Genomic DNA, 18,682 nt, shown 5'->3' with positions numbered 1-18,682 from the left:
TCTTGAGTACATGGACTGGATAAAAGTGCCTAACAGTTAACTACTCCCTTTACTTCTCTCTACAGTAACGAAAATTCCTTATTCCTACCGAAAAAACCATCATCCACCATCCTCATCAAGCACTGAACTCCTTCCTTTAGATCGCAGTCCACTTCAAATCTTTTCCTGACACATCGGAGTTCCCATGAAACCCTATATCGTCTGCCATATGATGTCCTCCCTAGACGGCCATGCGCTGACTGATGGTTGGGATCGTGCATTCAAGAAAGCCGCTGGAGATTTGTATGAAAAGCTTGCGCAGACGTTCGAATTTGATGCGTGGATCTGTGGACGCGTGACAATGCAGGAAATCGCTCACGATGAGGGATATCCGACAGGACTTGCAAAATCATCAATTCCACGCACACATCATATCGTCGAGCGGAGTGCAGAAACGTACGCGGTATCAATCGACCCGCAGGGTAAAGTAGGATGGAAGAGCAGTCAGGCGTTGGGTTCACACGTGGTTGAGGTGTTGACCGAGGCGGTTGCAGACGACTATCTGGCGTATCTGCAGTCGATCGGCGTGTCGTACATCTTTGCGGGCAAGACCGAGATCGACTTGCAACAGGTCATTACTATCCTGGCGGAAGAGCTGAACTGCAAGCGGCTGATCGTCGAGGGCGGCCCGCATGTCAGCGGCTCATTTATCAATGCCGGCTTGGTGGACGAGGTCAGTGTGTTGGTTTTGCCGCTGGTGGACGGCCGTGGTGAACATCCCGCGTCATTCGAGGTGGCGTCGTCGGCCTGGAAACAACCTGCACATCTGCAGCTTACTTCTGCTGAGGTGCAAGAAGGCGGAGCTGTCTGGCTGCGCTATCGGAAGGCCTGATATGTAGTGGTCTACTGATTCCGGACACCGATTTAGGCGAGTATGCTCGCCATAGAGAGGTGGCTGATGACCAAGCAACGTCGTTCTTTTCCGCCGAATTCAAACGTGAGGCCGCAGGCCTCGTGCTCAATCAAGGCTATAGCCATATCGAAGCCAGCCGCTCGCTTGGGGTGGTCGAGTCGGCGTTGCGTCGCTGGGTTAGTCGACTCCAGCAGGAGCGCAACGGCGTTACTCCACAGAGCAAGGCAATGACGCCTGAGCGGCAGAAAATCCAGGAACTGGAAGCTCGAATCGCTCGCCTTGAACGGGAGAGATCTATTTTAAAAAAACTACCGCGCTCTTCATATTGGAAGAGCACGAGCGCACGCGCTGATTGATCAGCTGAGTGCCCAAGAGCAGGTCGATTGACTTTTCACAGTCTTTGATATTACTCGCTCGTGTTACTACTCCCACCGCCTCAGGCGCCGAGCTACGGACGGTGAGCGGCTTCGGTTGCGTAGTCGGCTCAACGAACTGTTTATGCAAAGTCGAAGCGCCACCGGTAGCCGTAGCATCATGTCGATGATGCAGGAAGACGGTGAGCAAATCGGGCGAAAGGTCTGTATTCAGGGAAAAAATAGACTCAAGGCCGGCGGCACTTCATGGATATCGTAGAGACACACCAGGTTGCGTTAAGGATTGAGACCTTGGGGTGAGTGCTTGCAGGCATACAGAAGCCAAACACGTTCTGTAAACGACATTAAGGGTGTAGGTACGACACTAGCTTGCGGATGGATTGACACCTGCCAAAGCACATCCTAAGTTCTATTTATACGTATAAATGTGATAAATCATGAAGCCGCCAGTTCGGAGAAGACAAAAGTTATCTGATCTTATTGTCGAGGAAGTGAAGCGCTCTATTGTTATGGAGCAGCTCAAGCCTGGTGATCGTTTACCTCAGGAAAAAGAGTTGATGGAGCGCTTTGGATGTTCCAAGGGAACGGTCAGAGAGGCTTTAAAGGCCTTAGAAGTAGAAGGACTGGTCATCATGCGAACTGGCCCTAGCGGTGGCGCCTACCTCTGTGAAGTGGATATGGAGCCGGCCAGTCGGGCGCTTCGTAATTACCTGCACTTCAATCACGTCAATGGCGCGCAGGTTTACCAGTTACGCAGGATCATAGAAGTCGAGATTGCCGTGGCGGTTATAGGTCGGCTAAACGAAGAGGACTTCCAAGAGCTGGAGCGAAACATTGAGTTTTGTAGCCTGCCGCTTACGAGCGAGGCTCAACAGCGTGCTCAACGAATTGCAGAGATTGAGTTCCATAACCTTCTGGCTGAACGGTGTGCCAACCCCCTACTCGGCTTTATGTCACGCTTTATGAACGACATGCTTCGTGATCTGGTGGTCTTAAAAAAAGCCTATCTACCGAGTCGTGATGCATTTGGGGAATCAAACGTAAATTATCACCAGGCGCTCCTCCAGGCCTGGCGCGTCAAGGACGAAGCGGCTGTTCGCCAGTTGATGCATGAGCATATGTGCGATGCCGAGCAACATATGACAGCACTCGAAGGCGAGATGGCACGCCACGTTCTTCTGGACTTTGCAAGGGTAAGTCAGATTGTCTAAAGCGCCACAGAGCGCAACGATGTGTTGATCCTTTTTCGACTGCCGGAACATGAATACTCAACTAGAAAGGACGCTCATGTCTCTTGCATCACGTGCGCACAAACCCTTAATTCCCCAAATCGATGGCGAACGGCTGTGGCAGTCGCTCATGGAACTTGCTCAGATAGGCGCCACGCCTAAAGGTGGAGTCTGCCGATTGGCATTGACTGACCTTGATCGCCAGGCCCGCGATCTGTTCATTCAATGGTGCGAAGGAGCCGGGTGCGTGGTCACGCGCGATGCCATAGGTAATCTCTTCGCGCGGCGGCCAGGCCGCAATCCAGCTCTTGCTCCTGTCATGACGGGTAGCCATATCGATACCCAACCCACAGGAGGCAAGTTTGATGGCTGTTTTGGTGTCATGGCGGGCCTGGAGGTCATTCGTACGCTTAACGACCATGGTATTGAAACCGAGGCACCACTTGAAGTCGTCGTCTGGACCAACGAGGAAGGATCACGGTTTCCCCCTTGCATGATGGGGTCAGGGGTGTTTGCTGGGAAGTTTTCCGTAGAAGAGACCTATTCCAGGTGTGACGCCAGTGGCATCAGCGTCAAGCAAGCACTGGAAGCCATTGGCTATGCTGGCCCGCGTTCCGCTGTGGGTCATCCGGTGGGTGCCTATTTTGAAGCACATATCGAACAGGGTCCGATCCTGGAAGACCAGGGTAAAACCATTGGCGTGGTAACAGGGTGCCTGGGACAGAAGTGGTTTGACCTCACCCTCACGGGTGTCGAGTCCCACGCAGGTCCTACGCCCATGCACCTGCGTAGAGATGCTCTTGTTGGAGCAGCGGCTGTCGTGGAAGCGGTAAACCGTACAGCACACCTGCATCTCCCCCATGCATGCGGTACCGTAGGATGCCTGCAGGTGTACCCCGCGTCGCGTAACGTGATTCCAGGGCAGGTTCAGATGACGATTGATTTCCGCCATCTAGACAGCACTCACCTTGATGCCATGGTGGCCGACACGACCGAGGCGATAGAGAATGCTTGTCAGCGCCATGGGCTGAGCTACACCCTGACGCCAACAGCGGACTTCCCTCCCTTGCACTTTGAGCCCGGCTGTGTAAACGCGGTTCGCAGAGGCGCGCAGCACTATGGATACAGCTATCAGGATATCGTCAGTGGCGCGGGCCACGATGCCATATTCGTAGCGGAGCTGGGTCCGGCTGCCATGATCTTTGTACCGTGTGAAAATGGAATTAGTCATAACGAGATTGAGAATGCCCAGCCAGAACACCTGGCTGCTGGTTGCAACGTGCTGCTGAGCGCAATGCTGGAAATGGCTGGTTGCAGCCAACCTGTGTTTGAGGCCTCCGTCTTCCCATACCAGTAGCGCGAATCTGGAAAGTCGAACGTCTTTCCCTATCGTGCACTGCATCCTATAAGCCGGGCTAACCCGGCAATGTGACAGGCCTTTATCCATGGCCTACCTACCCGCTATGCGGGATGACCTGCCCCAACCTTAGCAGCAAGGGTTCGATCTTATGTGTTTAGCCTTATCAGGTTTTAAGGGCCGCTTGAAAACCTCATTTGCCCTCACCGCGACAATCGCTCTCTTCAGTGGCGCAGTGGCTGCGGACACTACCCTTCGCATTGGCATGACGGCGGGCGATATTCCCCTTACGTTCGGTCAGCCCGATCAGGGCTACGAGGGCAACCGTTTCACAGGAATTCCTATCTATGATGCGCTGATCGAATGGGATCTTTCGCAGAGCGAAAAGCCAGCTGCGCTGATGCCGGGCCTCGCCACCAAGTGGGCGGTCAGCCCAGAGGATCATACCAAGTGGACTTTTACGTTGCGTGAGGGCGTGAAGTTTCATGACGGTACATCAGTAAACGCTGATGCCATCGTCTGGAACGTCCAGAAGGTATTGGACAAAAATGCTAGACAGTACGCCCCGGCGCAGGTAGGCAATACGGTGTCACGCATGCCTACCCTAAGATCGGCCGAGAAGATAGATGATCATACGGTAGTGCTGACTACATCCGAGCCAGATGCGTTTTTGCCCTACAACCTGACTAATTTATTTATTGTCTCCCCAACAGCCTGGCAAAAGGATTTTGATGCCATACCGGCCTCTGTGACAGACGCAGCTGAGCGTAGCAAGCAAGCCTGGTCGAATTTCGCGTCCCACGCCGTTGGCAGCGGTCCGTTCAAGATAGAAAGGCTTGTCCCGCGTCAGCAGCTTACGCTTGCCAGAAATCCTGACTACTGGAACCCCAGCCGCGTCCCAAAGATCGACCACGTAGTGCTCCTTCCACTGCCAGAGGCCAATGCACGGACCGCCGCCCTGCTCTCTGGGCAGGTGGACTGGATAGAAGCCCCTGCACCCGATGCCATTGACCAGATCAAGAGTCGTGGTTTCAAGCTTTACGCCAACGCACAGCCTCACCTCTGGCCATGGCAGTTCTCCTTTGTCGAGGGCTCGCCCTGGTTGAACAAGGATGTACGTCATGCGGCAAATCTCTGCCTTAACCGTGCCGAACTCAAGGAGTATCTGGGTGGCTACATGGAAGAGGCAACCGGCACCTATGAACAAGGCTCACCGTGGCGAGGAAATCCTGACTTCAAGATCAGTTATGACCCTGATCAGGCTCGGGCGCTGATGACTAGGGCCGGCTACAGTGAGGCCAAACCGGTCAAGGTCAAGGTGCAAACCTCGGCGTCTGGTTCGGGGCAGATGCAGCCGCTGCCGATGAACGAGTATATCCAGCAGAGCCTCAAGCAGTGCTACTTCGATGTCGAGCTGGACGTGACCGAATGGAATACGCTCTTTACCAACTGGCGTCTCGGTGCAAAGGATCCTGCGGCTAACGGGGCGAACGCTATTAATGTGAGCGCTGCGGTAATGGATCCCTACTTCGGCATGGTGCGCTTTACCAGCTCCAAAGCGTTTCCTCCGGTATCTAATAACTGGGGCTACTTCAGCGACCCAGAAATGGACGCGCTGATTACCAAGGCGCGTAACGCCTTCGACCCCAAGGATATGGACGCCGCCGCAGCGCAGTTACACGCAGCCCTGGTAGATGCAGCGCCCTTCCTCTGGGTGGCGCACGATGTGGGTCCGCGAGCGATGTCGTCCAGGATCAAGGGTGTAGTTCAGCCTCAAAGCTGGTTCATCGATTTTGCCACCATGTCCATGGAGTAACGCCGTATGGGTGCCTATATCCTCCGCCGGCTGTTGCTGGCCATTCCCATCATGCTGGGCGTCGCACTGGTCTGCTTCATGCTGGTCCAAATCGCTCCAGGTGATCCATTGGTCTCGGTTCTGCCACCGGATGCCTCCCAGGAGCTTCGTGCACAGATGATTGCCGCATACGGCTTTGATCAGCCGCTCCCGGTGCAATTTACGAAATGGCTATGGCATGCCGTGCAAGGTGATCTGGGCACCTCGATAGCAACCAGCCGGCCAGTGTTCTCCGAGGTGATGACAGCCGCAATACATTCGCTGCGGCTGGCTTTTCTGGCCACACTGATTGGCTTCTTCTTTGGATGCCTGTTTGGTTTTGTTGCGGGCTACTTCCAGGATACATGGCTCGACAAGCTCGCCTCGGTTTTCTCGGTCGTCGGGGTCAGCGTACCGCACTACTGGCTCGGCATGCTGCTGGTGATTGTCTTTTCCACACAGCTGTATCTGCTACCGGCTACGGGGGGTGGCCCGTTGGGCTCTAGCAGCTGGGCATGGGACTGGGCACATATCCAGTTCATGATCTTGCCGGCTATAACCCTCTCGGTGATACCAACCGGCATCATTGCCCGAACCGTTCGGGCCCTTGTGGCCGAAACGTTGGCCCAGGAGTTTATTGTTGGCCTTCGCGCCAAAGGCATGAGCGAATCTGGCATCTTTCGGCACGTGGTCAAGAACGCCGCGCCCACCCCCGGTATCCATCAATTCCTCGATCCGCAAGGGGAAAGTCGCCCTGCCAAGTGTTAGCTTGTGGATGTTCATGATCCAGTGGTTTGTCACCCCAAGCGTAGTCCGCTTCCACTAGGCCGCCGCGGGCGGCGTACTCCAACTGCGCCTCGCTTGGCAATTCTCGCCCCAGCCAGGTGGCATAGGCCAGAGCATCATCAAAGCTGACATGAACCACCGGATGATTGAGTCGAGTTTCGATGCCTGAGCGAGGGCCCTCCGGGTGCCGCCAGTTTGCTCCAGCAATAAACTGCCATCCCGGATGCTCTTTTGAACGGACAAATACCAGCGAGCCGGGCAGACGCACCGCCGGAGGAAGTCCTCTGGCCGCTTCGCCACTGAGCCCGCGCTCCGCCTGCGTCTGATAGCCGGTTGCCCTTACAAATGCTGCGTACTGCGCATTGGTGACAGGGTGACGGTCTATCCAGAAACCTTTGATGCCAACGGGGACCGCTGGCCGCTCTTCGGGATAGAAGCGCTCGGACCCCATCGTAAACCGGCCTGCGCTTAGCTGGATCATTCCATGCTGCTCTCTGCCCTGCCGCGTCAGGGGCAGCCCGTCGTAGGTTTCACACAAATAGCCTGGCACTGGCGATGAATCCGCCACGGCCAGGTAGCGCAAAAGCCCTCCGGTCATAATCGCGAGCAAAAGAGCGCCGATAGCGATCAGGTGATTACGCCGCACGCTCACAGGTCTGGTGCGCTGTCGGCCGGGCGCTGCAGTGCAGGAAAGCGCGGCACTCCTGCCTCGTCTATAGAGATGTTGTTACTGCCTGCATACTGCCGCCAGTCCATCAGGAGGTCCTTAACCTGCTCAGGATGTTGCCCAGCCAAGTCCTGTTGCTCGGCGGGATCGGTGGCCAAGTCATATAGACGCCAGGTTGCGCCTGTTATCTTGGGCGCATAGACCAGCTTCAGGTTGCCTCGACGAAGCGCTGCTGCACCGTCCTGCTCCCACCCCATCGGCTGCGCGGCGGCATGAATCCGCGGCTCCTCTCCACTAAGAAACGGCAATATCGTGCTGCCCTGTGACGGGATGACCGCCCTACCCTTATAGCGAATACCGGGATGTTCTATACCGGCTACCTGAAGAAAGGTCGGCATGACGTCACGGACACTGGCAAACTCCGTTGTCTGGCCCTTGAGGACCCTGGCCGGAAAATGTACAAACGCAGGTACCCGTATTCCACCTTCAAAAATGGTCTGCTTATAGCGCCGTCCCGGCTGAGCACTAACTTGCGCCCAGGCCGGACCGTAGGTCACAAACGAGTTGGCTCGCCCCAAATTATCCAGACGATTATCAAAGTGTTCGGCTACCCACTCTTTGATTGAATCCTCTCGGTTCACCGACTCCGGGCCGTTATCGGACATGAACAGGATAAGTGTATTGTCATACTCGCCCAGGTTTTTAAGATGAGTGACGAGGCGGCCAATCTCCTGATCCAGAGACTCAACCATTGCCGCATAGGCCTCCATTGAGCGTGCTGAGCGCATTTTTTCTTCCGCGCTTAAGGAATTCCACTCAGGCACGCCTTCCAGTACCGCCCGCGTCTGGAAATCGGCTGGAAGCAGGCCCAGCTCTTTTTGGCGAACCAGGCGTTGATCGGCAATCACCTGATATCCCCTGTCATAGAACCCACGGTACTTGGCAAGATAGCTATCCGGCGCCTGGAGCGGCCAGTGAGGCGCCGTGAAGGCTGCAAATGCAAAGAAAGGCTTGTTTTGCTCATGCGCCGCCCGGGTCGTCTCGATCAGCCGATCGGTAAAATAGGTGGTCGAGAAGTAGTTTTCGGGCAGAGCAAGCGGTTCCCCATTATGGACAAAGGTTGCCGAGTAGTTGGCCAGGATAGACATTTCCTTTTGCTTGAAATGAGCAGCCCCTCCCTCCAACACCACATAGGACTCAGCAAACCCTCTATTCTGAGGCTGTTGTTCCGGCAGCTTGCCCAGATGCCACTTCCCTGCAATGGAAGTCTCATAGCCGGCGTCTCGCAGTAGTTCAGCCAGCGTAACAGCCTCACCTTGTAATACGCCCTCATAGCCAGGACGGATGGCTTGGTGAGCAAACAGCCGATTACGTGTCTCGGCACCTGACAGGTGCTGGTCGTTGCCAGTAAGCAACATGGCACGGGTAGGAGAACAGCTCGGCGCGCTATGAAAGTCCAGCAAGAGCTTTCCACCAGCAATCAACTGATCGAGGTTAGGTGTGCTGATTTCACTGCCCATTGCGCCAAGGTCTGCATAGCCCAGGTCATCAGCAACCAGCAGAGTATATTAGGCTGATGAGGTGTTTGGGCGTTTTCAGCGAACGACGTTGTGCTCGATAAGAGACAAAGACAGGTGGCAAATACACCTGGTAGAAGTTTCATGGGTTTTCCTTGTTGTTGTATGCCCATTTTTTGAGCTTGACCTCGATATCGGCCAGCATCTAAATAATTATGATAGTTAACTTTGTTTGTCAAATCGGTCTGCGTCTCGACGCAATACTCTGACCGCTCCTTACAGGCTCAGCCGTAGCTTTTCAACCAAACGCAATGTGGTGCGATGGGGGTAGGCCTTATCGATTTAAAAGTTGCCAGTCAAAAGTTCCGTCTGCCGATGGTTCTAGCTAGATAATCGTAGCCTACGAGACAGGTTGCTATCCTTTTGCTAGCCTTCAAAGGTTTGAGTAAGGCGAGACTCCACGTTTGTATTCGGGGCAAGGCTGGCAGTATTAGATGGCAAGCTTTGGTCCGACTTTGGCTTCTAGAGCAATAGCGCTTAACACAGCATTTCACGACGCTGCGACTGCTGCGTCATGCCGCCACTCGACGTTTTTAACCGTGCCAATTCCGGGCTGTATTACCAGAAGTCTTTCAACCATTCGACCTAGTAGAAAAGTGCTGCACAGCTATAGTCACGCTTGCAGTAACTAACGCCTAGATTAGCAATTGAAGATTTAAGCCCTATGGATTAGAGGCTCAAACACAAAGCTGCCTCGTCGATCGGCACCCCAGTAGAGCATCTAATCACAGCTGATTCAGTCCAGGCCATAGGCAGGAACTTTTGTTAGTAGAAAACCACGCAGGAACTTTCTCTATATCCAACAGGCCTGTCCATCATGTATCCGATTGGTACTCCTTCTGTTGTTACCATTCACTCTCCAACACCTGAAGAGGATGTTCGGAAGAGTGAAACTGCTCCGCTGCCTCCTCAGAAATTGCCAGTAAAACCGCCTCGGCCAGATGCTCCACCATCAAGTCCGCGTGCCTCTTCGCTGCAAGTAGCACGATTTTCAGGTGCTTGGAAAAAGGCCAATAAGGATATTGTCAGCGAGGTGGCAAAGCACTTGGCTTTCCCTGATCGCTTGGCATTGTCACAATCTAACGATGCCTTATGTCAAGCCATGATTGAGCACAATGACATCAAGGTTCCTGACAACGTTGTAGAGGCTTGGACGACCTTACAAAAAGCTCCAAATATCAGGGCGATGGATACGTTACTTCAACATCTACCCAACGCAAATAATTTAGACAAATCGTCTATAGCAATGGAATTTGTTAAATATCTAATTAATTTTCAATCAGAGTCTGAATCCAAACTTGAGCAGTTGGATCATTTATATAACGCACTGCCAGATATAAATGTCGAAAATCCAAGCATCGCGATGACGCTTAGTGAAGCCCTTTTCGTTTATGGAATCGCTCGATTACCGCAGGAGAAACATACTGCAGGTTTAGAGCGCATAACGAACACTCTTTATGAGATGGCAGCAAGGCCAGATGAACTTACTACCTTTGGTGATTTAGCAGCAAAGCGCGAAAAATCTAAAGCGCTAACAAACTTGATAACTATTGCATCGAATAAGTTTAGTGTCATGCCGCTCACTGGCAACGATAGAGAGGCTATTGGCAAAAAAATAGTCGAGACGTTTCATCTTGTTCAGGCTGGTGACTGGCTGCATGATTTTTCACTCGTCGATAAGCGGCCTGATTTAAAATTACCAAACCAGCAGGCTGAAAGCGTTTTGAATACTATGCGTGCTTTAGAAGATGTTCAAACCAAGCTGGGGCTAGCGAGGGAATGCATCGCTCACTTTAATAGATTCGAGCTAAAAGACGCCCCAAAATTTATCTCCGACTTAGAGGAACAATTAAGCTCCTTACAAAGCTGCGAAGAGCAGCATAGTGCCGTAGGCAACCTTTTAAATGAGCTCAAGAAATTAAGTTCTGTCTTAAAAACAAGCTAATAGAGTGGCATCTTGTATGCTTTCTAGCAGAAATCAAAGATGAACAAAGGCGGCGTAGTATCCTACGAAAGATCGACTGTAGAGAATAAATCAACCATCGAAATGATTTATTTAATAAGGTTGATTCAGCTATCAAGATGTCAGGATCAAATATACCTTTTGCCTTACTCTGCAAAGCTTCCTGACAGGAATCCTTGACAAGGACTACGATAGTGAAAATTTACGTCATTAACACAACCGCTATAGTATGCGATCGGTAATCATTCAGCGCATCATGTGTCTAGGCGTGCCTCAACGGTTTGACATACACGTAAACGAGCTGCTATTCAGCTAGTTGAAGAAAAACACCTGCTTTGACAAACTGGCCAGTAGCTTCGAGGCTGTGGTTATTCTGGCTTGTATCGAGCGATGCATGTGGATGGACTGTTCAGACAGACCCTAGAGTTCAATTTAAGAAAGCGTTATAAAGAGACTACTTACAGTTAGGCAACGAACATTTCAGGGGCCTTATAGCGAATGGAATCTATAAGCACTTCGGCTGGGTTATCCGAAGCAATACTACTCGTGTATTGGTTCATCCGCACATATCTTCCAAGACGAGGCAAATCAAAACAAACTTTTTTCCATATTCCTGGGCATAAGCAAACCTTATGACCAGATCACACAGATAGCTGTGTTGATCAAGTATCTGGAAACGCGACATGCCTCTTATGACAGGCTTGAAGCTCAGAGAGAGGCCATGAGAGCTCAAGGTTCTCATCGCCTACTTTGTTGGCTTACTGCTGAATAATGGCCGCTGTATTCATCATGCCTGTTTGAGATACCGTAGCCTGATTACCCTGGCCGGTACGCTCAAGTGTTACAGACAAACCTGAGCCTTCCTGGGTGAGCTTAAAGACATCGTTGACAGTCTGGCGCTGAGTAATACTCATGTAGTTATCGTCACCTAACTGAGCGACTTCCAGTGAGCTATCGATCACTCCGTCTTGTACCAAATCCATGGTATTGCCATTGCCTTCCTGATTAGAGGTGATTTCGTTAGAGCCTTGTGAAGATGATTGATCAACATTTAGGATGTTGTTGTTGCCCGTTTGGTCTGCCCTAAGGCTAACTTCAGAATTAGCAAACAAGCCTGCTGTGCCTGACTGATTGGCCGTAATACTATTGTTATTCCCATTCTGAGTAAGCAGAGCACCTGTGTTCAAACTTTGCTTAATGGATATACTGTTAGCATCGCCTTGTTGAATAAATCTAGCACCGTTACCCCCAACATCCAGTTGAGGACTACTACCGTCCTGATCAATGACCACAGTATTCGCATTACCAACTTGCTCGCCAGTAATAGAATTATTCATGTAGCGCTGGGTGGCAGTAATGGCATTATTATCACCATTCTGAGTGACGGAGAATCCACTACCCACACCTCCCGTGTCCTGCTCTACCGTGATGTTATTCGCGTTGCCAGTTGTGTAGGCAAAAACGGGAGCATAGTACAGCCCGGTCTGGACAATGTTATGTACGTTGTTATTACCAATCTGCTCGCTGGACGCTACGCCTATTAAGCCACCTGTACCGTCATAGTTATAAACGTTTGCATTACCATTTTGCGTTACATCAGCATAGCTACCGCCTTCCTGGTAAATGGTCGCAAGGTTATTGTCACCCGTCTGGTACACCCTTGATTCAGCGTCGTTGGTACTTTCTGCCTGAAAAACAGTAGCCGAGTTTGTGTTCCCATTCTGCTCGACGATCTGCCTGCTATTGATGCCCATTTGATTCTGTATTGCCTCATTAGAGCTTCCGGTTTGGGTAAGCTCAGCAGTATTGCCATCCCCAGCCTGGTTAATCTCAGACTCATTCATTTCAGCCATTGCAGTAGCAGTTGCAAGGGTTAGGGCTGTGGCAGTGAAAAGGTGGTGAAGACGCATATCGATTTCCTTGTCGTTATACCTAATATATGGCCTTAAAGATGGCAGTAGGCCAGTTAACCAGAGAGACCGCATCCTTCTTCTGATCTTGATAGTTACCAGTTGCACTGGTAACAACAGCGTAGATTCAGAAAAACTGATTGCCATCAAATCCGACAAATGGATAGGTACGTTTATTACGTCATGAAACCCTTAGTTTTTTTATAACCAGATCAGCCACGACCAACCTTTTAATAACTGCAACAAGATTCTTATAAGTCTGCAACACAAGTTATGAAAATGCGGATTTAATCGGTATCTCAAAAGCAATAACGTTATGACCCGCCAATGTCATAATGTCCTTCCCAGATATTGCAAGGAAAGATAAAAGCGCTGGCAAGTCGAATCATTTAGTCCGTTATGCGTTACTAATTAAAGCCAAACGCTTAATCTTCAAGTTATCATCCAACACGCTAGACGCTACAAAGATGGAACTATTCCTCCTTCCTATGAATATTTAAGCTATTTGTTTCTATAGCGGTACCGAGGAATCTTAAATGTTGGAAATCTAGCCGGATCTTGTTAATCCTTTAGTCCAGCATATGATCAAACTTACACCAAGTAGTTTTTTCAATCACCTCAACAAAAGCTACTCCTTGCTATAGACCTACAAATTTAGGCGATTTGATCCTACTCTTATAGCCGATCCGCATGCTTCGAATGCTCTACGTGGTATAGCCACTACGCGACAAATGTACTCAAGCGTGAACATTCAGAACTGATGTATTCCAGCATTCTCACTCACAGTTACGGATCATTTGGGAGGAACGCCTCAACTAACCTAAGGGCGAGAGGGTTAGCACATAACGGCGCGATTAAGAGCTGCATCAAATTATGCCCATAAAAGCGGTTTGCCATATCTATATCCGATAATATATGTCTATTACTCAGCACAAGTTATGTGAGTACGATGGCCGTCAACTTCGACCTAAATGATCTTCAGGCATTTTGTGCTCTGGTTGAGCATAAGAGTTTTCGTGCTGCTGCCGATGCGATCTACATCTCTCAACCGGCTTTGAGCCGTCGCATCGATAAACTGGAGGGGGCGCTCGGGGTAAAGCTGTTCGAGCGAACCACACGACGAGTAAGCCTTACCATGGTAGGTCGGGCATTTGCACCGCGGGCCGAACGCCTCCTCAATGACCTGGATGATGCGCTGCTGGGAATAAGCGAAGTGGCTTCCAACCGTACGGGGCGGGTAACCGTGGCCTGCGTTCCTTCTGCGGCGTATTACTTCATGCCAAGTGTTATCGCCCGCTACCATGCTATCTATCCCAAGGTACGCATAAAGCTGATTGATACCAGCGCCAACAAGGTATCTGCGGCTGTTATCAGCGGTGAGGCTGATCTGGGCCTAAGCTTTTCCGGCAATCTTGATCAGGACGTAGAGTTTGAATGGCTGGTACAGGAGTCTTATGTCGCGGCCTGTCGGTGTGATCATGCGCTGGCAGGTAAAAAAACGGTACGTTGGGATGAGTTCTACCGCTACGACTACATTGTGGTCGACAAGACATCAGGTAATCGTTTTCTGCTGGACCAGGCACTTGCTCATATTGCACCGGAGCGTCTTAGTATTTGTGAGACCCGTCATGTGACGACCATGCTGGGTATGGTTGAAGCAGGACTTGGCATCGCAGCGGTCCCTGCCATGGCCCTGCCGGCTGGCCATCATCCGGTTCTCACCAGTGTGCCGCTTATTGATCCGGTTGTGGAACGTCACGTAGGTATTATCAAACGGCGCGGCCGCGCCCTTTCCCCAGCCGCAGCCGCTTTGGAAAAGCTGCTTATCGATATGAAAGCGCAGCCGTAAAACAGGCCGGCCTAAGGTACTGAATCCAACCCCGTCGAGCGGACCTGCTGCTGAACCTCCTTGGATGAGAGGTATTGCAGCAATGCTTTAGCCTCCTCTGGATGCGCTGCGCCTTTGGGAATAGCACCTGCAAAACGGGTAACCGACTGAACCGATTCAGGGATTTTCCCTATAAAGGTTACGCCAGGCACAGGCAATAGCTCACTCACCTGTTGAAACCCCAATTGGTAATCTCCCCTGGCAACCATGGAACCTACCGGATCCTTTTCAATCATCTTTGCCTTCGGTTTTACCTGGGTTTCAATACCGAGTTTCTTGAACAGCTGATTTTGAATGTATACACCACTGGCGCTATCAGAATACGCGATAGAGTCGGCCTTCAGCAGTGAGGCTTTCAGCTTTTCCACGGTATCGATCTCAAGCTTGGGGGAGCCCTTTCGAACCACTGCACCTATACGGGAATCGGCCAGCTCAACTCGAGAGCCCTCCTGAATCTTGCCCTGTTTGATCAGCTCATCAAGAGCATATCCGACCATGATGACTACATCGGCCTGTTCACCTCTTGCCAGGCGATTTGGAATAGCCTCGGGAGACTTGCCCATCGAAGGACCGCGGCTCGTTTGTAAAGTATCCCCGCGCTGGGCGGCAAATTCTGGTGCCAACTGTTGATAGGCGGCAGTAAACCCACCGGATATCATTACCTTTAGATCTGCTGCCTGAGCCGTTCCCACTAGGCTATATCCCAGCAGAGCTACTGCGAACACACTTCTCTTGATAAATCCCGTCATGATTATTCTCGCTTATAGACGATACAGGGGTATTTCAGGCGGTCTGCAGCTGCAGGGAGCTGCGGCGATAAAGGTAGCACGTCGCCAACAGTGCGCAGATAGCTGCAAAACTCATCCAGTAACCAGGCGCGGCCCTATCGCCCGTCGCTTGGATCAGAGCAGTTGAAATGGCTGGGGTAAATCCTCCAAACACAGCGGTAGCCAAGCTATATGCCAGCGAAAAGCCTGCCACCCTGACCTCAACCGGCATAATTTCGGTTAACGCAGGAATCATGGCGCCGTTATATAAGCCATAAAGAAACGACAGCCACAGCAGAACGCCTAACATAAGCCCAAAGCTGGGCGCATCCGCCAGATATGATAGGGCTGGATACGTGGTCACGATAGCAAGTGCAGTCATCGCAATGAGTAATGGCTTGCGCCCGAACCTATCGGATAGCGCCCCGCCAATAGGCAGCCAGATAAAATTTGAGACGGCGACGAGCAGCGTTACCAGCAAGCTGTCCGAGGCACTTAGCTTGAGTACCGTCTTGCCAAACGTAGGCGCATAAACGGTAATCAGATAGAAAGCCGTGGTGGTCATGGCGACCATCAGCATGCCAGCTACTACTACCGTCCAGTTATCCAGCAGAGTCCTTAAAACCTCGCGCATTGCAGGATGATGACGGCGGGTGTTGAACTCCTGAGTTTCCTCAAGCTTGCGTCGTAACACGAAGATAAACGGAACGATCAAACAGCCCAGCAGAAACGGGATGCGCCAGCCCCAATCGGCAATTGCAGACTCGGAAAGCCAGTGGTTGAGTCCAAAACCCAAAGCCGCAGCCACTACGATGGCAACCTGCTGACTGCCTGACTGCCAACTTGTATAGAACCCCTTTTTACCTGGAGTCGCAATCTCGGCCAGATAGACCGATACACCACCGAGTTCGGCACCTGCGGAAAAGCCCTGGAGTAGACGGCCAGCTAGCACGAGCAGTGGGGCCCAGAACCCTATGCTGTCATAACCCGGCACCAGGACGATCAAGAAGGTCCCGGCAGCCATAATCGAAAGGGTTACGATCAAGCCCTTGCGACGCCCTACCTGATCGATGTATGCACCCAAAATTACAGCCCCCAGAGGGCGCATTAGAAAGCCAGCGCCAAAAACTGCAAAGGTCATCATCAGAGAGGCAAATTCGCTGCTAGCTGGAAAGAAGGCCTTGGCGATATAAGTGGCGTAGAAGCCAAACAGGAAGAAATCAAACTGCTCAAGAAAGTTGCCCGACGTCACGCGGAATATTGCACCAATCTTTGAGCCAGAAGCGGCACGGTGGCCATGAGCAGGAACCATAGAACACTCCACGTCTTGTCTCATATGCAGAAGGCATATGTCTTTTTGTAACAAGAAGAGTGGAGAAAAAATATTGATTTGATAAGTGCATATTAGTGATCGACTAATGCATACATCGCATTAATGGCATTGCACTGGAGCACACATCTTTAACAGTGCATTACCTGCTAAGCGATGCGCCAGAGGATCAGAGTGGTAGATAAAGGATAGATAACGAGACGTATCCGCTGACTGCCCCTGATATTTCCTTGGTGGGTACGGACGGCCCTATAGGACCGTCCTGCGCAGAACCAACTACTGCGTCCGCGTCACCCGCCATACGGTGTTAGACAGATCATCAGCGATGATGAGCGCACCGCGCGGATCGACCGTTACGCCCACCGGACGGCCACGGGTTTTCCCGTCATCTCCACGGAACCCTGTTGCAAAATCAACAGGATCACCGGACGGGCGTCCGTTGCTGAACGGTACGAAGACCACCTTGTAACCGACCGGATTCTTTCGGTTCCAGCTGCCGTGCTCGCCAACAAATACGCCATTGGCAAACTTGTCACCCATTTCCGGTATTGAGAAATCCACACCCAGCGCGGCGACATGGGAGCCCAGCGCGTAATCTGGCGCGATGGCAGAAGCAACTTTTTGCGGATTCTCTGGCTTCACTCGAGGATCGACGTTCTTGCCCCAATAACTGTAGGGCCAGCCATAGAATTGGCCCTCACGAACCGAGGTCAGGTAATCCGGAACCAGATCAGGGCCCAGCTCATCCCGTTCGTTCACCACGGCCCATAATTGCCCCGTCTCCGGCTGAATGGTCAATGCTGTCGGGTTACGCAGACCGGTCGCATAGGGTTTGTGAGCGCCCGTTTCAGCGTTGACTTGCCAGACCATTGCGCGATCTACCTCGGCTTCCATGCCGCGCTCGGTAATATTGCTGTTGGAGCCGATGCCCACGTAGAGAAAACGACCATCGGGACTGACCGTCAGCGATTTAGTCCAGTGATGGTTAATTTCCGCAGGCAGATCGGTAATCTTGGTCGGTGGACCGCTGGCCTTGGTTTGACCATCCACATAGTCGAAGCGCACCAGCGCATCCTGATTGGCCACGTACAACTTGCCCTCAAATAAAGCCAGACCGTACGGTGCGTTCAGGTTCTCGGCAAAAACCTCTTGAACCTCGTAGGTACCGTCACCGTTTGCATCGCGCAGTAATGTAAGGCGATTGCCCCCCTTTACCTTGGTATTGCCTTCCGCCTTGATGACCCCGGCAATAACATCTTTTGGCTTGAGTTTCGCTGCGTTACCGCCCCGGCCTTCCGCCACCAGGATGTCCCCGTTGGGTAGTACAAGGGTTTGCCGTGGGATTTTAAGATCCGTTGCGATCGCTCTGACGTCGTAACCCTCAGGCACTTTTGGCTTTTCATCACCCCAGGGTGCTGGGTCAGCAATCTTCATACTCGGCAGCAGGCCGCGCTCGGGATCAGGTAGCTTTGGATCACCGCCGTGTGATTGGGTGGCTTCCCCCTCGCCACCGCCACACGCGCTTAGCATTACCGCCATGCTCAGTATCGTCAGTGCATTCGAATTTCTCATCTTGCACCTCCTGAGCGCAGGTTGGTCAGGCCGATCCAGGCTGCAACAACGCTAAGCAGCGTTACGACTACCGAGAGGGTCAGCCCCATAGGCATCGACGCCCAGGCATCCTTTGCATGCTCGAAGGCATTAACCAGCCCTAGTATCCAGGTAATCAGCAGGAGCAGGAAATACATCAACGGCCGCCCGGCCTTACGGTCGGCACGGATCAGATTGACCAACGCGAACAATAGCGCCAGCCCGCAGAAAAGTTCACCTCCGGCAATCAGCCAGGACGAAAAGTTGTTCCACTGGATCTGGTATGTCTTGGAATAGGCAATGTCGCTGAGCAGTGCGCCAAGAAACAGCGGCACGGTTCCGGCAAGCAGTATTGCATGCAGCGGACCGGGTGTAACTCTATAGGTCGGATGAAGTGCAGTGGTCACGGGAGCTCCTTTTCTCTGTTATGTCTTGCAAAAGCCGTATGCAGGTGTACCGGTGGTCAGATGCCTGCCGGCGATGCCATAGCAAGGGAACGCAGCGCTTATGTGTTAGTT

General features: G+C 52.0%; 14 protein-coding genes and 1 pseudogene. 8 read left to right on the top strand and 7 right to left on the bottom strand.

Features of this window, described 5'->3' with window-relative positions:
• The first annotated feature begins 184 nt into the window (after nucleotides 1-184).
• The 6 genes and pseudogenes from B3729_RS16885 to B3729_RS16860 all read left to right on the top strand — a co-directional run bounded on the left by B3729_RS16885 (nucleotide 185) and on the right by B3729_RS16860 (nucleotide 6,454).
• Complete coding sequence (locus B3729_RS16885) at nucleotides 185-871, top strand: dihydrofolate reductase family protein (protein WP_286788471.1); 687 nt, start codon at nucleotides 185-187, stop codon at nucleotides 869-871.
• Nucleotides 872-937: 66 nt separating this feature from the next.
• A pseudogene (locus tag B3729_RS16880) lies at nucleotides 938-1,465 on the top strand (transposase); the annotation flags it as partial.
• Between the two features lie 238 nt (nucleotides 1,466-1,703).
• Nucleotides 1,704-2,477 (top strand): FadR/GntR family transcriptional regulator, encoded by a 774-nt coding sequence (locus tag B3729_RS16875; protein ID WP_286788470.1) that lies wholly within the window; start codon nucleotides 1,704-1,706, stop codon nucleotides 2,475-2,477.
• 76 nt (nucleotides 2,478-2,553) lie between these two features.
• Nucleotides 2,554-3,852, top strand: a complete 1,299-nt coding sequence (locus B3729_RS16870; RefSeq protein WP_286788469.1) for a Zn-dependent hydrolase — start codon at nucleotides 2,554-2,556, stop codon at nucleotides 3,850-3,852.
• Between the two features lie 184 nt (nucleotides 3,853-4,036).
• Complete coding sequence (locus tag B3729_RS16865) at nucleotides 4,037-5,668, top strand: ABC transporter substrate-binding protein (RefSeq protein WP_286788468.1); 1,632 nt, start codon at nucleotides 4,037-4,039, stop codon at nucleotides 5,666-5,668.
• A 6-nt stretch (nucleotides 5,669-5,674) separates the two neighbouring features.
• Nucleotides 5,675-6,454 (top strand): ABC transporter permease, encoded by a 780-nt coding sequence (locus B3729_RS16860; protein ID WP_312124786.1) that lies wholly within the window; start codon nucleotides 5,675-5,677, stop codon nucleotides 6,452-6,454.
• Here B3729_RS16860 and B3729_RS16855 read toward each other — a convergent pair.
• Nucleotides 6,378-7,118 (bottom strand): SUMF1/EgtB/PvdO family nonheme iron enzyme, encoded by a 741-nt coding sequence (locus B3729_RS16855; RefSeq protein WP_312124784.1) that lies wholly within the window; start codon nucleotides 7,116-7,118, stop codon nucleotides 6,378-6,380. The two genes, B3729_RS16860 and B3729_RS16855, sit on opposite strands and share 77 nt — an antisense overlap.
• 2 nt (nucleotides 7,119-7,120) lie before the next feature.
• Nucleotides 7,121-8,659, bottom strand: coding sequence for a sulfatase-like hydrolase/transferase (locus tag B3729_RS16850; protein WP_286788467.1), 1,539 nt, complete (start codon nucleotides 8,657-8,659; stop codon nucleotides 7,121-7,123).
• A gap of 874 nt (nucleotides 8,660-9,533) precedes the next feature.
• Here B3729_RS16850 and B3729_RS16845 point away from each other — a divergent pair.
• Nucleotides 9,534-10,661, top strand: coding sequence for a hypothetical protein (locus B3729_RS16845; RefSeq protein WP_286788466.1), 1,128 nt, complete (start codon nucleotides 9,534-9,536; stop codon nucleotides 10,659-10,661).
• 776 nt (nucleotides 10,662-11,437) lie between these two features.
• Here B3729_RS16845 and B3729_RS16840 read toward each other — a convergent pair.
• Nucleotides 11,438-12,589, bottom strand: a complete 1,152-nt coding sequence (locus B3729_RS16840) for a hypothetical protein (RefSeq protein ID WP_286788465.1) — start codon at nucleotides 12,587-12,589, stop codon at nucleotides 11,438-11,440.
• Nucleotides 12,590-13,538: 949 nt separating this feature from the next.
• On the opposite strand from B3729_RS16840, the gene B3729_RS16835 reads away from it, so the two are divergent.
• A complete protein-coding gene (locus tag B3729_RS16835) occupies nucleotides 13,539-14,438 on the top strand; it encodes a LysR family transcriptional regulator (protein ID WP_286788561.1) in 900 nt (299 codons plus the stop codon).
• A gap of 11 nt (nucleotides 14,439-14,449) precedes the next feature.
• Here B3729_RS16835 and B3729_RS16830 read toward each other — a convergent pair whose 3' ends face one another.
• The 4 genes from B3729_RS16830 to B3729_RS16815 all read right to left on the bottom strand — a co-directional run bounded on the left by B3729_RS16830 (nucleotide 14,450) and on the right by B3729_RS16815 (nucleotide 18,571).
• A complete protein-coding gene (locus tag B3729_RS16830) occupies nucleotides 14,450-15,226 on the bottom strand; it encodes a substrate-binding domain-containing protein (RefSeq protein WP_286788464.1) in 777 nt (258 codons plus the stop codon).
• A 34-nt stretch (nucleotides 15,227-15,260) separates the two neighbouring features.
• Nucleotides 15,261-16,556 carry an MFS transporter gene (locus tag B3729_RS16825; RefSeq protein WP_286788463.1) on the bottom strand — a complete coding sequence of 432 codons (1,296 nt, stop codon included), beginning with the start codon at nucleotides 16,554-16,556 and terminating at the stop codon, nucleotides 15,261-15,263.
• 294 nt (nucleotides 16,557-16,850) lie between these two features.
• Complete coding sequence (locus tag B3729_RS16820; RefSeq protein ID WP_286788462.1) at nucleotides 16,851-18,146, bottom strand: PQQ-dependent sugar dehydrogenase; 1,296 nt, start codon at nucleotides 18,144-18,146, stop codon at nucleotides 16,851-16,853.
• Nucleotides 18,143-18,571 carry a DUF2231 domain-containing protein gene (locus B3729_RS16815; RefSeq protein WP_286788461.1) on the bottom strand — a complete coding sequence of 143 codons (429 nt, stop codon included), beginning with the start codon at nucleotides 18,569-18,571 and terminating at the stop codon, nucleotides 18,143-18,145. Before B3729_RS16815 ends, B3729_RS16820 begins: the two co-directional genes overlap by 4 nt.
• Between the last annotated feature and the right edge of the window lie 111 nt (nucleotides 18,572-18,682).

The organism is Pseudomonas sp. UBA3149, assembly GCF_002364655.1.
GTDB classification, from domain to species: Bacteria; Pseudomonadota; Gammaproteobacteria; order Pseudomonadales; family Pseudomonadaceae; genus Chryseomonas; species Chryseomonas luteola.
This window is presented reverse-complemented; position numbering and strand designations above follow the sequence as displayed.

What these genes read in the sequence shown, in the direction of transcription:
- B3729_RS16885 (WP_286788471.1), top strand. Translation starts at nt 185, where the DNA reads ATGAAACCCTATATCGTCTGCCATATGATGTCCTCCCTAGACGGCCAT.
- B3729_RS16875 (WP_286788470.1), top strand. Translation starts at nt 1,704, where the DNA reads ATGAAGCCGCCAGTTCGGAGAAGACAAAAGTTATCTGATCTTATTGTC.
- B3729_RS16870 (WP_286788469.1), top strand. Translation starts at nt 2,554, where the DNA reads ATGTCTCTTGCATCACGTGCGCACAAACCCTTAATTCCCCAAATCGAT.
- B3729_RS16860 (WP_312124786.1), top strand. Translation starts at nt 5,675, where the DNA reads ATGGGTGCCTATATCCTCCGCCGGCTGTTGCTGGCCATTCCCATCATG.
- B3729_RS16850 (WP_286788467.1), bottom strand. Translation starts at nt 8,659, where the DNA reads ATGGGCAGTGAAATCAGCACACCTAACCTCGATCAGTTGATTGCTGGT.
- B3729_RS16845 (WP_286788466.1), top strand. Translation starts at nt 9,534, where the DNA reads ATGTATCCGATTGGTACTCCTTCTGTTGTTACCATTCACTCTCCAACA.
- B3729_RS16840 (WP_286788465.1), bottom strand. Translation starts at nt 12,589, where the DNA reads ATGCGTCTTCACCACCTTTTCACTGCCACAGCCCTAACCCTTGCAACT.
- B3729_RS16835 (WP_286788561.1), top strand. Translation starts at nt 13,539, where the DNA reads ATGGCCGTCAACTTCGACCTAAATGATCTTCAGGCATTTTGTGCTCTG.
- B3729_RS16830 (WP_286788464.1), bottom strand. Translation starts at nt 15,226, where the DNA reads ATGACGGGATTTATCAAGAGAAGTGTGTTCGCAGTAGCTCTGCTGGGA.
- B3729_RS16825 (WP_286788463.1), bottom strand. Translation starts at nt 16,556, where the DNA reads ATGGTTCCTGCTCATGGCCACCGTGCCGCTTCTGGCTCAAAGATTGGT.
- B3729_RS16820 (WP_286788462.1), bottom strand. Translation starts at nt 18,146, where the DNA reads ATGAGAAATTCGAATGCACTGACGATACTGAGCATGGCGGTAATGCTA.